Source organism: Burkholderia ubonensis subsp. mesacidophila (assembly GCF_002097715.1).
GTDB lineage: Bacteria > Pseudomonadota > Gammaproteobacteria > Burkholderiales > Burkholderiaceae > Burkholderia > Burkholderia mesacidophila.
In genome coordinates, this window is the sequence record NZ_CP020738.1 from 2,129,158 (window position 1) to 2,140,985 (window position 11,828).

The window sequence follows — 11,828 nt, forward strand, 5'->3', positions numbered from 1 at the left end:
CGACGCCGGACGCGCGGCCGCCGCTTTACGGGCCCGGCAATCGCCCGCATAGTAGCGATTTCCCCGCATCGCCCCCTGTCGCCCCGCCACCATGTCCGCCACGCCAGCCGCCTGCATCGTCCGCGATTCGACCGATGCCGACCTCGATGCCATCCACGCGATCTACGCGCATCACGTCCGCCACAGCGTCGCGTCGTTCGAGGAAACGCCGCCCGACGTCGCCGAACTGCGCGCGCGCCGCGCCGCCGTGCTGCGCGACGGGCTGCCGTATCTCGTCGCGGAATGCGACGGTCGCGTCGCCGGCTACGCGTACGCGACGCCGTACCGGACGCGCAGCGCGTACCGCCACACGGTCGAGGACTCGATCTATATCGACGACGCGCAGCGCGGGCGCGGCACCGGCCGTGCGCTGCTGGCGGCCCTGATCGCGCGCTGCGAGGCCGGCCCGTGGCGGCAGATGATCGCGGTGATCGCCGACGGCGGCACGGGCGGCTCGACGTCGCTGCATCGTGCGTTCGGCTTCGAGCCGATCGGCCTATTGAAAGCGGTCGGCTTCAAGCACGGCCGCTGGATCGACACCGCGCTGCTGCAGCGCCCGCTCGGCGCGGGTGCGTGCTCACTCCCCCCGTCGCCCGCGCCTTCGCCCGCCGCGTCGCGCTAGAATGCCCGCATGCCCAAACAGACTCATTCCACACCCGACGAGGCCGCTGCGGACACCCGCAACGAGTACACCGTCGACGAGCTCGCGCGCGTGTCCGACACGACCGTGCGCAACGTCCGCGCGTACCAGGATCGCGGCCTGCTCGCGCCGCCCGAGAAGCGCGGGCGCGTCGGCATCTACGACGACACGCACGTCGCCCGGCTGAAGCTGATCAACCACCTGCTCGCGCGCGGCTACACGCTGTCGAACATCCAGGACCTGATCATGGCGATCGACGAAGGCCACGACCTCCGCTCGATCCTCGGTCTCGAGAATGCGATCGGCGGCCGCTGGTCGCACGAGCGGCCGAAGACCTACTCGCTTGCCGCGCTCACGCAGATGTTCGGCCCGCAAACGCCTGCGCAGCTCGCGCGCGTGACCGAGCTCGGCCTGCTCGAGCGGCATGGCCTGTCGTTCGTCGCGAAGAGCCCCGCGCTGCTCGAGGCGGCGGCCGCGATGACGAAGGAAGGCATCCCGCCGCGCGAGCTGCTCGACGTGATCAGCCTCGCACGCCCGCACTTCGACGCGATCGCGCGGCTGCTCGTGGACCTCGTCGTGAAGCGGCTCGATCGTTACGACGAAGGCACGCTGCCGCCGCCGACCGACGTGCCCGCGCTGGTCGACGCGATCTGGCGCCTGCGCCCGCTCGCGGCCGTGTTCGTCGAAGGCGAGACGAACCGCGCGCTCGAGGCCGCGGCGAGCGCGTATCTCGGCGGCCGCGTCGCGACCATCCTCGACAAGAAGCTCAGCGACGAAGCCGCGCGCCAGACCGGCGCGCCGGGCCACGACGGCGACAAAGCATAGGCGCGCCGGCGTCATATTGATATCGGCAATGCTTCGTTGGTCGCCGATATCGCCCATGCGACGATTCTTCCAACCGAGCGGCACGCCCGCCGCTCGCCCGAAGACGTTTCGCATGGAGCCCGTTCGATGATTCGTTTCACCCGCTGGATCACCCGCACCGCCGCCGCGACGCTCGTCGCGGTTTGCGCGGCGCCGGCGTTCGCACAAGGCGGCGCCGACAAGGTCGTGCGCATCGGCTACCAGAAGGCCGGCCTGCTGTCGGTCGTCAAGGCGCAAGGCGCGCTCGAGACGCGGCTCAAGCCGCTCGGCTACCGCGTCCAGTGGTTCGAATTCCCGGCGGGCCCGCAGCTGCTCGAAGCGCTGAACGCGAACAGCATCGACTTCGGCTATACCGGCGCGCCGCCGCCGGTGTTCGCGCAGGCGGCCGGCGTGCGCTTCGTGTACGTCGGCGCGGAGCCGCCGGCGCCGCACAACGAGGCGGTGGTCGTGAAGCCCGATTCGCCGATCCGATCGGTGGCCGACCTGCGCGGCAAGAAGGTCGCGCTGCAGAAAGGCTCCAGCGCGAACTACCTGCTGCTGAAGGCGCTGCAGAAAGCCGGCGTGCGCTACGACGAGATTCGCCCGGTCTACCTGCCGCCCGCCGACGCGCGTGCCGCGTTCGAAAGCGGCAACGTCGATGCGTGGGCGATCTGGGATCCTTACTATGCGGCCGCGCAGGACACGCTGAAGGTCCGCACGCTGTCCGACTACACGGGCCTCGCGCCGACCAACAATTTCTACGAGGCGACGCGGGATTTCACGCAGCGCCATCCGGAGATCGTCGCCGTGACCCTGCAGCAGGCGCGCGCGACCGGCCTGTGGGTCAACCGGCATCCGGCCGAGACCGCCGCGCTGCTCGCGCCGAAGGTCGGCCTGCCCGAGCCGCTGGTCGAAGCGTGGATCAAGCGCGTGCCGTTCGGCGCGGTGCCGATCGACGAGCAGATCGTCGCGACCCAGCAGGGCGTCGCGGATGCGTTTTACGACGCGAAGCTGATTCCGCAGAAGCTGAGCGTCGCCGACAACGCATGGACCGACAAGCGCGTGGCGACTGCGCTCGCGACGAAGTAGTCAACCGGCCGCGTCGTTTGCCGAGCCGGGCATTTCGCCCCCGCAATGCTTGCAAAAACGCGCGTCCCGGTCGTGGTCCCCGGTGAAGCAATGCGGACACTGTCGGGGCGCGGAGCGATTGCCGGCAGGCCCCGGCGGCGTGCTGCGGGCGATTTCCGCGCTGACGATGCCGGTGGGCACCGCAATGATGCCGTAGCCGGTGATCATGACGAAGCTGGCCAGCGCTCGCCCGAGCGGCGTTTGCGGCGTGATGTCGCCGAACCCGACGGTCGTCAGCGTCACGATCGCCCAATAGATGCTGGTCGGAATACTCGTAAAGCCGTGCTCCGGGCCCTCGATCACGAACATCAGCGTGCCCAGCACGACCACCAGCAGAAGGACCGTGACCAGGAACACGGTGATCTTGCGCCGGCTGGCCAGCAGCGCCTTTTGCAACTGGGCTGCTTCACCGAGATGGCGGCTGAGGTTGAGGATGCGAAACACCCTGAGCAGGCGCAGGATGCGGATGTCGGCCAGAACCCGGCTTTCGGGAATGAACAGCCCCAGGTACAGCGGCAGGATGGACAGCAAGTCGATCACGCCGAAAAAGCTCTTCACGTAGCGCAGCGGGTGGCGCGCGCAGAGCAGCCGCACCCCGTACTCGATCGTGAACAGAATGGTGAACAGCCAGTCCAGCGCGGTCAGCAGCGTGCCGTAGCGCTGCTGAATGGAAACGACGCTCTCCAGCATCACGCAGGCGACCGAAACCAGGATGGTGATGGTCAGCGCCAGGTCGAATATGCGGCCGGCGCGCGTATCCGCCTCGCAGACGACGATATACAGCTTGCGGCGCCAGTTGGAGAGCGGGATCGGTTTTTCCTGAGTGGCCATGGGGATATCGGCTCTGTTGGTTGATTTGACCGAGCCGGCTGGAAACGAGGGGAGTCGGGTTCGAGACGCAGGTCGGCCCGGCGAGCCATGAAGCAAGGAACGTTGCCGAGCGGTCGTGTTGTCGGCCGGCCAATGTGCGCTTCTGCCCGAGGCTGACGCTCTCGTCGGAATCGGTGTGTTGCCCGTTGTCTTGACGCGCGAAACGAAGGCCGGGACGAGCAAAAAAACGCGTGCAATATAGCATGCCGACCGGCGGCCGAGCCCGTTGCGCCCGCCACGGCTTGCCGCCGCCACTCATCCGCCCCGGAGGGAACGCACGTTCCACCCCGGTGACGGCAAGCCGAATCGCGGCCCGTGCCGCCTAGAAGGAATCGCCGGTTTTTTGCACGCGCCTTCTTCCGGATAATGGCCGGCAGCCGCGCCCGCACGGGCGCGCCGCCCACAACGACAACAAGCCTCCCGGAGACGCCCGCCATGACCGCCACGCTTCCCGCCGCCTACCGCCGCCTCTGGCCGCTCGCCGTCGCCGCCGCCCTCGCCTACGGCCTCTCGCTTGCCGCCGCGCCCTATCCCGGACAGGCCGCCGCGAAAGCCGCGATGGGCGTGCTGCTGCTCGCGGCGGGCGTGACCTGCGGCGCGCCGCGCGAACGCGCATGGCTGTGCGCGGCGCTCGCGACCGCCGTGCTCGGCGACGTGCTGCTCGCGCTGCCCGGCTGGCCGCCGTCGTTCGTCGGCGGGCTCGGCGCGTTCCTGCTCACGCATCTGGGTTACTGCGCGATCTTCGTCCCGTGGCGCGCGCGACCGCGCGGCTGGCGCGTCGCCGCGCTGGCGGGGCTATGGATTGCGGCGCCGGCGTTCTACGCCGCGTTCTTCCCGCATCTCGGCGAGCTGGCCGCGCCGGTCGCCGTCTACATGCTCGTGCTGTGCGCGATGGCGAGCTTCGCGCTCGCCGCACGCACCCGCGGCCCGCTCGTCGCGCTCGGCAGCCTGATCTTCGTCGGCTCCGACACGCTGATCGGCGTCGGCCGCTTCCTCGGCGGCTTCACCGGCATCGACTACCTGATCTGGGCGCTGTACGCGCTCGCGCAGGTCACGATCGTCGCCGGGGTTTTCCATGAGACGGCCGGCCGATCGTTCCGGCCCTGATTCGATTTCAAACAGACCGCCGCGCACCGGCGGTCTGCGCCATCCCCCGCCAACCCGCGTTCCACGGGCTTCGCCGGACCGCCGGCCGACCTGCCCAGCACCGCGTTCAAACCCGTCTCCGCCTTTTCCCGCAAGGCTTCCGGCCATTAGAGCCCACCGTCTAGCCCCTTGCGGTTTCCAGGTTCACCCTCTATCGTTACATCAACCAATGTAACATTCAAAAATGAGCCATAACGGAGACACCCGGATGAATGCTCGCACGTTGCCTTACGCCCCCCCTGGTCACGACGGCCCCGACGAAACCGTCGACATCGCCATCATCGGCACCGGCTTTGCCGGTCTCGGGATGGCCATTCGCCTGCGGCAGACGGGCGTGACCGATTTCGTCGTCCTCGAGAAGGCGGCGTCGGTCGGCGGCACGTGGCGCGACAACCATTACCCCGGGTGTGCATGCGACGTGCAATCGCACGTCTACTCGTTCTCGTTCGCGCCGAACCCGCGCTGGACGCGCATGTTCGCGCCGCAGCCGGAGATCCGCGCCTATCTCGAAGACTGCGTGCAGCGCTTCGGAATCGGCGCGCACCTGCGCCTGAACCACGCGCTGCAGCGCGCCGAGTACGACGAGACCGCGCAACGCTGGCGCCTCGCGTTCGCGAACGGCAAGCGGCTGTCGGCGCGCGTGCTGGTGTCGGGCATGGGCGGCCTGTCGCGCGCGGCGCTGCCGGCGATCCCGGGCGTCGAGACCTTCAAGGGCCGCGCGTTCCACTCGCAGCAGTGGGACCACGACTATTCGCTCGACGGCAAGCGCGTCGCGGTGATCGGCACCGGCGCGAGCGCGATCCAGTTCGTGCCGCAGATCGCGCCGCGCGTGAAGGAGCTCGCGCTGTTCCAGCGCACGCCGCCGTGGATCATGCCGAAGCCGGACCGCAACGTGACGAAGCTCGAACAGTGGCTGTTCCGCACGCTGCCGTTCACGCAGAAGGCCGTCCGGAGCGGCATCTACTGGATGCTCGAATCGCGCGTGCTCGGCTTCGCGATCCATCCGTCGCTGATGAAGAACGTGCAGAAGCTCGCGCTGCGCCATATCAGGAAGCAGATTCCCGATCCGGACCTGCGCCGCGCCGTGACGCCGGACTACACGCTCGGCTGCAAGCGCGTGCTGATCTCGAACGACTACTACCCGGCGCTGTCGCGCAAGAACGTCGACGTGATCACGACCGGTATCGAGCGGATCGAGGACAACGCGGTCGTCACGACCGACGGCAAGCGCCATGAAGTCGACTGCCTGATCTACGGCACCGGCTTCCAGGTCGCCGATCCGTTTCCGCGCGGCGCGATCGTCGGTCGCGGCGGCCTCGACATCGTCGATGCGTGGCGCGACGGCGCGCATGCGTATCTCGGCACGACGCTGCCCGGCTATCCGAACTTCTTCATGATCGTCGGCCCGAACACCGGCCTCGGCCACAACTCGATGGTGTTCATGATCGAGTCGCAGATCGAGTACATCCTCGGCGCGCTGCAGGCGATGCGCCGCGAGCGCGCGGACGCGATCGAGGTGCGCCCGCTCGTCGAGGCGAAGTTCAATCACGACCTGCAGGGCCGGCTGAAGAAGGCGATCTGGTCGACGGGCGGCTGCAAGAGCTGGTATCTCGACCCGCGCACCGGCAAGAACACGACGCTGTGGCCGGGCTTCACGTGGCGCTTCCGGCAGGCGACCGCGCGCTTCTCGATGGCCGACTACCACGCGTACGGCGTCCCGCAACCCGACACGGCCGCGCGGCCGATCGCCGCTCCCGCCGCTTCCGCCGAAGCGGCCTGAGACCCGAACAGGAGCCAACCGACATGAGAGATTTCGCCAACAAGGTCGCCGCGATCACCGGCGCGGGCTCGGGCATGGGCCGCGCGCTCGCGGTGCAGCTCGCGCAGGCCGGCTGCCACGTCGCGCTCGCCGACAAGAACGCGGTCGGCCTCGCCGAAACCGAACGGATCGCCCGCACGGTCGCGCCGAACGTGCGCGTGACGACGCGCGTGCTGGACGTCGGCGACCGCGCCGCGATGTTCGCGTGGGCCGACGACACCGCGCACGAGCACGGCAAGGTCAACCTGATCTTCAACAACGCGGGCGTCGCGCTGTCGAGCACGATCGACGGGATGGAATACAGCGATCTCGAATGGATCGTGAACATCAACTTCTGGGGCGTCGTGCACGGCACGAAGGCGTTCCTGCCGCACCTGAAGGCGTCCGGCGACGGCCACGTGATCAACACGTCGAGCATCTTCGGGATCTTCGCGCAGCCGGGCATGAGCGCCTACAACGCGACCAAGTTCGCAGTGCGCGGCTTCACCGAATCGCTGCGCCAGGAACTCGACATGATGAACTGCGGCGTATCGGCCACCTGCGTGCATCCGGGCGGCATCCGCACCAACATCGCGCAGTCGAGCCGCGTCGCGAAGAACATGGTCGGCTTCATGGTTCAAAGCGAGCAGCATGGCAAGGACGAGTTCGAGAAGTTCTTCATCACGACCGCCGAAGACGCGGCGCGCACCATCCTCGCCGGCGTGCGCAGGAACAAGCGCCGCGTGCTGATCGGCCGCGATGCGCGCGGCGCCGACTGGATGGCGCGCATCCTGCCGTGCGCATACCAGGCGCTCGTCGTCCTGGCGAGCCGGCGTGAAGCCGCGAAAGCGTGCCGCCTCGCGGCCCGCGCGACGCCCGCGCCGGCCCACGCAACGTACAACAACGCTGGCAATCAGGGAGGAGAACAGTCATGACGACACCGCAGATGATGCCCGTGCGACGCGACATCCGTTTCGCGCTGCCCCCGGAGCGCGCGCGCGACTGGCATGTCCAGGGCGTGCCCGTCACCCACTTCATGAACGCGCTGTCGCTGCTGTTCCCGGCCGGCGAGCGGTTCTTCATGGATTCGGTGCGCAATTACCGCGACCGGATCGACGACCCGCAGCTGAAGAAGCAGGTGATGGGCTTCATCGGCCAGGAGGCGATGCACACGCGCGAACACATCGAGTACAACGACCTGCTGCAGGCGTCGGGGCTGCCCGCGCACAAGCTCGACAAGCGGCTGTGGGCGATCCTCGGCTGGTTCAAGAAGGTGCTGCCGCATTCGATGCAGCTCGCGATCACGATCGCGCTCGAGCACTACACAGCGATTCTCGCGAACCAGCTGCTGTCGGGCCATGAGCACCGGATCGACGGCTCCGTCGAGGGCTACCAGCAGATGTGGATGTGGCACGCGATGGAAGAGACCGAGCACAAGGCGGTTTCGTACGACGTGTGGAACGCCGTGATGAAGCCGGGCCTCGGCAGCTACCTGCTGCGCACCGGCACGATGCTGACGACGACCATCATGTTCTGGACGATCGTGTTCGACTTCCACGTGCGCCTGATGCTCGCGCATCGGCGCCGTCACGGGAAGTTCGGCGGCATGTGGCGGCTCGTGAAGTACCTGTACAGCCCGCGCAATGGCGTGTTCCCGAGCATCGCGCGAGAATGGCTCGACTACTTCCGGCCAGGCTTCCATCCGTGGGACCACGACAACCACCAGTACCTGCAGGGGCTCGACACGCTGCTCGCGAACATCGACGCGACCAACGCGCGCTACGCCGCGCAGGCCGCGCCGCGCCGCGTGCCGCTGCATCCGGCGCCGCAGGCGTGATGCGATGGCGCGCGCAAGCGAGATGCTGACCGTCCAGTCCGGCGACGTGAAGCTCGCCGTCTACGCGAGCGGCTCGCGCCGCGCGCCGCCCGTGATCCTCGTGCACGGCTACCCGGATTCGGCGAGGGTGTGGGAGCCGATCCGCGCGCGGCTCGCGAAGCGCTACCGCGTGATCGCGTACGACGTGCGCGGCGCGGGCGCGTCCGATGCGCCGCGCCGCCGTGCCGATTACACGCTCGCGCGGCTCGCCGACGACCTGAAGGCGGTCGCCGACGCGACCTGCGGCGGCCGCCCGTTCCACCTCGTCGGTCACGACTGGGGGTCGATCCAGTGCTGGGAAGCGGTGACCGATCCGGCGTTGCGCGGGCGCATCGCGTCGTACACGTCGATCTCCGGGCCATGCCTCGACCATGTGTTCCGCGCGAAGATGCGGCTCAGGCAGAGCCTGAAGTCGTGGTACATCGCGTTCTTCCACCTGCCGCTCGTGCCGTCGCTGGTTTGGCGGCTCGGCGGTGCCGCGCTGTGGCCGCGCTGGCTGCAGCTCACCGAGCGCGTCCGCCCCGAGCGCGACCCTGCGCAGCTGAAGAACGCACTGAACGGCATGCAGATGTATCGCGCGAACTTCCTCGCGCGGGCCCGGCGGCCGCGCGAGCGTCACGCGCAGGCGCCGGTGCAGATCCTCGTGCCGGTGCGCGACCGCTACGTGACGCCGGAGATGTCGGCCGGCCTCGACCGCTGGCTCGGCGAGCACGTGCGCGAGGAGATCGCCGGCGCGCACTGGATCGTGTTGCGCGACCCCGACCTGATCGCGGCGCGGATCGACCGCTTCGCCGCCGCGCACGAGAAAAAGGCGGCGTCGCCGCTCAGCGGCCTGCAGGCAGGCGCCTGAACAGCGTCTCGTAGTCGATCACGAGGCCGTCGTCGTCGATGTCCATCTCGGCGGTGAAATCCCGGAAGATGCCTTCGTAGCGATAGCGCCGGCCCGGCTCGATGCACGCGTACGCCTGCTGGACCCGGGTCGCCTTCAGGTCGGGCGTCGACACGTAGACGACGTCGATCGGCTGCCGCTCGCCGCGCGCGAGCCCGAGGCGGCCGATCGGCAGCGAGTTCGTGTACGGCGTCGCCGCGATGTCGATGTCGATGCAGCCGTCCAGCTCGGGCAGCGCCCGCCCGGAGCCGTCGCGCCAGTGGCCTCGGCCGTCGCCGTGCAGCTCGAGCGTGCCGCCGCCCATCACCTTGAGCACCGCGTAGGTCGCGCGCCATTGCGCGTCGCAGACCACCCGGTACGCGAGCCCGTAGGACTTGCCGTACCGCTGGCCGACCACCGCGCTTTCCACGATGATCCCGCCGTCGCTGCGGTCGAACGCCAGATGTTCGATCCCGTCGCCTTCCAGCGACGTCCAACGCACTTCACGCATGTCGTCTCCTTGCCTGTTCTGATGCCGTTCCGAATCCGGATGCGCTGCATCCTCGCACAAATTCCGGGTATCCAGGATTCACTATTCCGGTGCATGCCGATCTGCCCTATCCTCGCGGCTCACCCTGCACCGCCGTCGTCATGCCATCCGTCCAGCCCGCCACGCCGTCGATCGACCTGCGCATCCTGCTGCGCAGCCTCGGGCAGATCGTGCTGCAGGCGAACGCGTTGACCGGCGCACTGCTGCTCGCCGCACTGGCGCTCACCGATACGCGGCTCGCATGCGCGGCGCTGCTCGGCGCGGCGGCGGCCAACATGGCCGCCGTGCTGACGGGCGCCGCGCGCCGCGACGTCGAACCGGGGCTATACGGCTTCAACGGCGCGCTCGCCGCGTTGGCCGCCGTCACGTTCGCGCAGCAGCCGCTCGCGGCCGTCGCGCTCGCGCCGCTCGCCGCAACCGGCGCGGCGCTCGTGCAGCGCGCGTTGCACCGGCCGCTCGAGAAATGGCGCCAGTGCCCGTATTCGAGCCCGTGCCTCGCTGTGACCGCGCTGTGGCTGCCGCTTGTCGCGACGCAACATGTGGGCGCGAGCGCCGCCGGCGTGCCGTTATCGCTCCCCGCGTTCGCATCGGCGCTGCTCACCGGCGTCGCGCAGACCACCTTCGCGCAAGGCGCATGGGCCGGCGTGCTGATCGTCGCCGGGCTGGCCGTCGCGTCGCGCCGCGCGGCCGCGTTCGCGCTCGGCGGCGCGGCGGTATCGTCCGCGCTGCTGATTGCGCTCGGCGCCGACGCCGCGACGTTCGCGGACGGTCTGCTAGGCTTCAATGGCGCGCTCGCCGCGCTTGCGCTGCTGCCGCGCGGCGCGCGCGCCGCGTTGGCGGCCGCGGTGCTCGCCGCGCTGCTGCAGGCGCTCGCGACGCGCGCGGGCGTCACCGTCCTCACCGCGCCGTTCGTGCTGGCGTCATGGCTCACGACCGCGGTCATGCGCCGCTTCACCCTGGGAGACGCCGATGTCGTCATTCGCTCACTGTCCTGACGCCGTCACGCCGGGCGGCCCGATCTCGGACGCCGAACGCCGGCTGCGCGTCGATCTCGCCGCCGCCTATCGGCTCGTCGCGCTGAACGGCTGGGACGACCTGATCTACACGCACCTGTCCGCGACCGTGCCGGGCGAGCCCGGCCGCTTCCTGATCAACCCGTTCGGGCTGACGTTCGACGAGGTATGCGCGTCGAACCTCGTGAAGATCGACCTCGCCGGCAACCGGATCGGCGACGGCGAGCACCCGGTCAACGTGACCGGCTTCGCACTGCACGCGGCCGTGCATGCGGCGCGGCACGACGCGGTGTGCGTGATGCACCTGCACAATACGGCCGGCATCGCGGTGTCGATCCAGCGCGACGGGCTGCTGCCCGCATCGCAGCATGCGTTGCGCTTTTACGGCGATCTCGCGTACCACGACTACGAGACGCTGGCGTTCTCGCCGGCCGAGGGCGCACGGCTGACCGCGAGCCTCGGCGCGAAATCCGCGATGCTGCTGCGCAACCACGGCACGCTGACGGTCGGCCGCACGGTCGCCGAAGCCTACGTGCTGATGGAGACGCTGATCAAGGCGTGCGACATCCAGGTGCGCGCGCAGGCGGGCGGCGGGCCGCTCGTGCTGCCCGAGCCGGCCGTCGCCGCGCGCACCGCCGAACAGCTGCGCGACGGCGGCGCGATCGAAGGCGAACTGGAATGGCCCGCGCTGCTGCGGCGCCTCGACCGCATCGATCCGTCGTATCGCGATTGAATTGTTCCGATCTTTCCGACCTTCCGACCTGACAGGAGACACCCATGCCGACATTCAACATCCAGCTGTTCGAAGGCCGCACCGTCGAGCAGAAGCGCAAGTTCGTCGAAGCGATCACGCGCGTCACCTGCGAGACGCTCGGCTGCGAGCCGGGCTCGGTCGACATCATCCTCACCGACGTGAAGAAGGAGAACTGGTCGACCGGCGGGAAGCTGTGGAGCGACGAAGGCTGAACGCGCCGCGACGGCCGCGCGGCGTCGCCTTTCCGCTGACGTAAGCACGTCTTACCGTTTCTCCGGCGCCGCCGTCCGTGTCTTCCCGATG

General features: G+C 69.1%; 12 protein-coding genes and 1 pseudogene. 11 read left to right on the plus strand and 2 right to left on the minus strand.

Features of this window, described 5'->3' with window-relative positions; genetic code table 11:
• The first annotated feature begins 91 nt into the window (after positions 1-91).
• From B7P44_RS26885 to B7P44_RS26895, 3 genes are all read left to right on the plus strand, one after another.
• Positions 92-661 (plus strand): GNAT family N-acetyltransferase, encoded by a 570-nt coding sequence (locus B7P44_RS26885; RefSeq protein ID WP_084908949.1) that lies wholly within the window; start codon positions 92-94, stop codon positions 659-661.
• A 9-nt stretch (positions 662-670) separates the two neighbouring features.
• Positions 671-1,504: a MerR family transcriptional regulator gene (locus tag B7P44_RS26890; RefSeq protein WP_084908950.1), complete on the plus strand. Its 834-nt coding sequence runs from the start codon at positions 671-673 to the stop codon at positions 1,502-1,504.
• A gap of 126 nt (positions 1,505-1,630) precedes the next feature.
• Positions 1,631-2,611, plus strand: coding sequence for a sulfonate ABC transporter substrate-binding protein (locus tag B7P44_RS26895; protein ID WP_084908951.1), 981 nt, complete (start codon positions 1,631-1,633; stop codon positions 2,609-2,611).
• Here the strand turns inward: B7P44_RS26895 and B7P44_RS26900 are convergent, their stop codons facing one another.
• Entirely contained in the window at positions 2,612-3,481 is an 870-nt protein-coding gene (locus B7P44_RS26900; protein ID WP_084908952.1) for an ion transporter, read from the minus strand.
• Between the two features lie 474 nt (positions 3,482-3,955).
• Between B7P44_RS26900 and B7P44_RS26905 the strand changes: the two genes are divergently transcribed.
• The 5 genes and pseudogenes from B7P44_RS26905 (at position 3,956) to B7P44_RS26925 (ending at position 9,204) form a co-directional block, all read left to right on the plus strand.
• Positions 3,956-4,627 (plus strand): lysoplasmalogenase, encoded by a 672-nt coding sequence (locus B7P44_RS26905; RefSeq protein WP_084908953.1) that lies wholly within the window; start codon positions 3,956-3,958, stop codon positions 4,625-4,627.
• A 247-nt stretch (positions 4,628-4,874) separates the two neighbouring features.
• Positions 4,875-6,446 (plus strand): flavin-containing monooxygenase, encoded by a 1,572-nt coding sequence (locus B7P44_RS26910; RefSeq protein ID WP_084908954.1) that lies wholly within the window; start codon positions 4,875-4,877, stop codon positions 6,444-6,446.
• Between the two features lie 23 nt (positions 6,447-6,469).
• Positions 6,470-7,399 carry an SDR family NAD(P)-dependent oxidoreductase gene (locus tag B7P44_RS26915; RefSeq protein WP_084908955.1) on the plus strand — a complete coding sequence of 310 codons (930 nt, stop codon included), beginning with the start codon at positions 6,470-6,472 and terminating at the stop codon, positions 7,397-7,399.
• The gene (locus B7P44_RS26920) at positions 7,396-8,301 is read left to right on the plus strand and encodes a metal-dependent hydrolase (RefSeq protein ID WP_084908956.1); all 906 of its coding nucleotides are present in this window, start codon (positions 7,396-7,398) and stop codon (positions 8,299-8,301) included. Before B7P44_RS26915 ends, B7P44_RS26920 begins: the two co-directional genes overlap by 4 nt.
• A gap of 4 nt (positions 8,302-8,305) precedes the next feature.
• Positions 8,306-9,204: pseudogene (locus B7P44_RS26925) on the plus strand (alpha/beta fold hydrolase).
• Here B7P44_RS26925 and B7P44_RS26930 read toward each other — a convergent pair.
• On the minus strand, positions 9,165-9,719 hold the full coding sequence (locus B7P44_RS26930; protein ID WP_084908957.1) for a putative glycolipid-binding domain-containing protein: 555 nt from the start codon (positions 9,717-9,719) through the stop codon (positions 9,165-9,167). The pseudogene B7P44_RS26925 and the gene B7P44_RS26930 sit on opposite strands and share 40 nt — an antisense overlap.
• Before the next feature lie 140 nt (positions 9,720-9,859).
• Between B7P44_RS26930 and B7P44_RS26935 the strand changes: the two genes are divergently transcribed.
• The 3 genes from B7P44_RS26935 to B7P44_RS26945 are packed head-to-tail and all read left to right on the plus strand — an operon-like array spanning position 9,860 to position 11,737.
• Positions 9,860-10,753, plus strand: a complete 894-nt coding sequence (locus B7P44_RS26935; RefSeq protein WP_084908958.1) for an urea transporter — start codon at positions 9,860-9,862, stop codon at positions 10,751-10,753.
• The gene (locus B7P44_RS26940; protein ID WP_084908959.1) at positions 10,728-11,504 is read left to right on the plus strand and encodes a class II aldolase/adducin family protein; all 777 of its coding nucleotides are present in this window, start codon (positions 10,728-10,730) and stop codon (positions 11,502-11,504) included. Before B7P44_RS26935 ends, B7P44_RS26940 begins: the two co-directional genes overlap by 26 nt.
• A 44-nt stretch (positions 11,505-11,548) precedes the next feature.
• Complete coding sequence (locus B7P44_RS26945; protein WP_084908960.1) at positions 11,549-11,737, plus strand: 4-oxalocrotonate tautomerase; 189 nt, start codon at positions 11,549-11,551, stop codon at positions 11,735-11,737.
• Positions 11,738-11,828 lie beyond the last annotated feature (91 nt).

What these genes read in the sequence shown, in the direction of transcription:
- B7P44_RS26885 (WP_084908949.1), top strand. Translation starts at nt 92, where the DNA reads ATGTCCGCCACGCCAGCCGCCTGCATCGTCCGCGATTCGACCGATGCC.
- B7P44_RS26890 (WP_084908950.1), top strand. Translation starts at nt 671, where the DNA reads ATGCCCAAACAGACTCATTCCACACCCGACGAGGCCGCTGCGGACACC.
- B7P44_RS26895 (WP_084908951.1), top strand. Translation starts at nt 1,631, where the DNA reads ATGATTCGTTTCACCCGCTGGATCACCCGCACCGCCGCCGCGACGCTC.
- B7P44_RS26900 (WP_084908952.1), bottom strand. Translation starts at nt 3,481, where the DNA reads ATGGCCACTCAGGAAAAACCGATCCCGCTCTCCAACTGGCGCCGCAAG.
- B7P44_RS26905 (WP_084908953.1), top strand. Translation starts at nt 3,956, where the DNA reads ATGACCGCCACGCTTCCCGCCGCCTACCGCCGCCTCTGGCCGCTCGCC.
- B7P44_RS26910 (WP_084908954.1), top strand. Translation starts at nt 4,875, where the DNA reads ATGAATGCTCGCACGTTGCCTTACGCCCCCCCTGGTCACGACGGCCCC.
- B7P44_RS26915 (WP_084908955.1), top strand. Translation starts at nt 6,470, where the DNA reads ATGAGAGATTTCGCCAACAAGGTCGCCGCGATCACCGGCGCGGGCTCG.
- B7P44_RS26920 (WP_084908956.1), top strand. Translation starts at nt 7,396, where the DNA reads ATGACGACACCGCAGATGATGCCCGTGCGACGCGACATCCGTTTCGCG.
- B7P44_RS26930 (WP_084908957.1), bottom strand. Translation starts at nt 9,719, where the DNA reads ATGCGTGAAGTGCGTTGGACGTCGCTGGAAGGCGACGGGATCGAACAT.
- B7P44_RS26935 (WP_084908958.1), top strand. Translation starts at nt 9,860, where the DNA reads ATGCCATCCGTCCAGCCCGCCACGCCGTCGATCGACCTGCGCATCCTG.
- B7P44_RS26940 (WP_084908959.1), top strand. Translation starts at nt 10,728, where the DNA reads ATGTCGTCATTCGCTCACTGTCCTGACGCCGTCACGCCGGGCGGCCCG.
- B7P44_RS26945 (WP_084908960.1), top strand. Translation starts at nt 11,549, where the DNA reads ATGCCGACATTCAACATCCAGCTGTTCGAAGGCCGCACCGTCGAGCAG.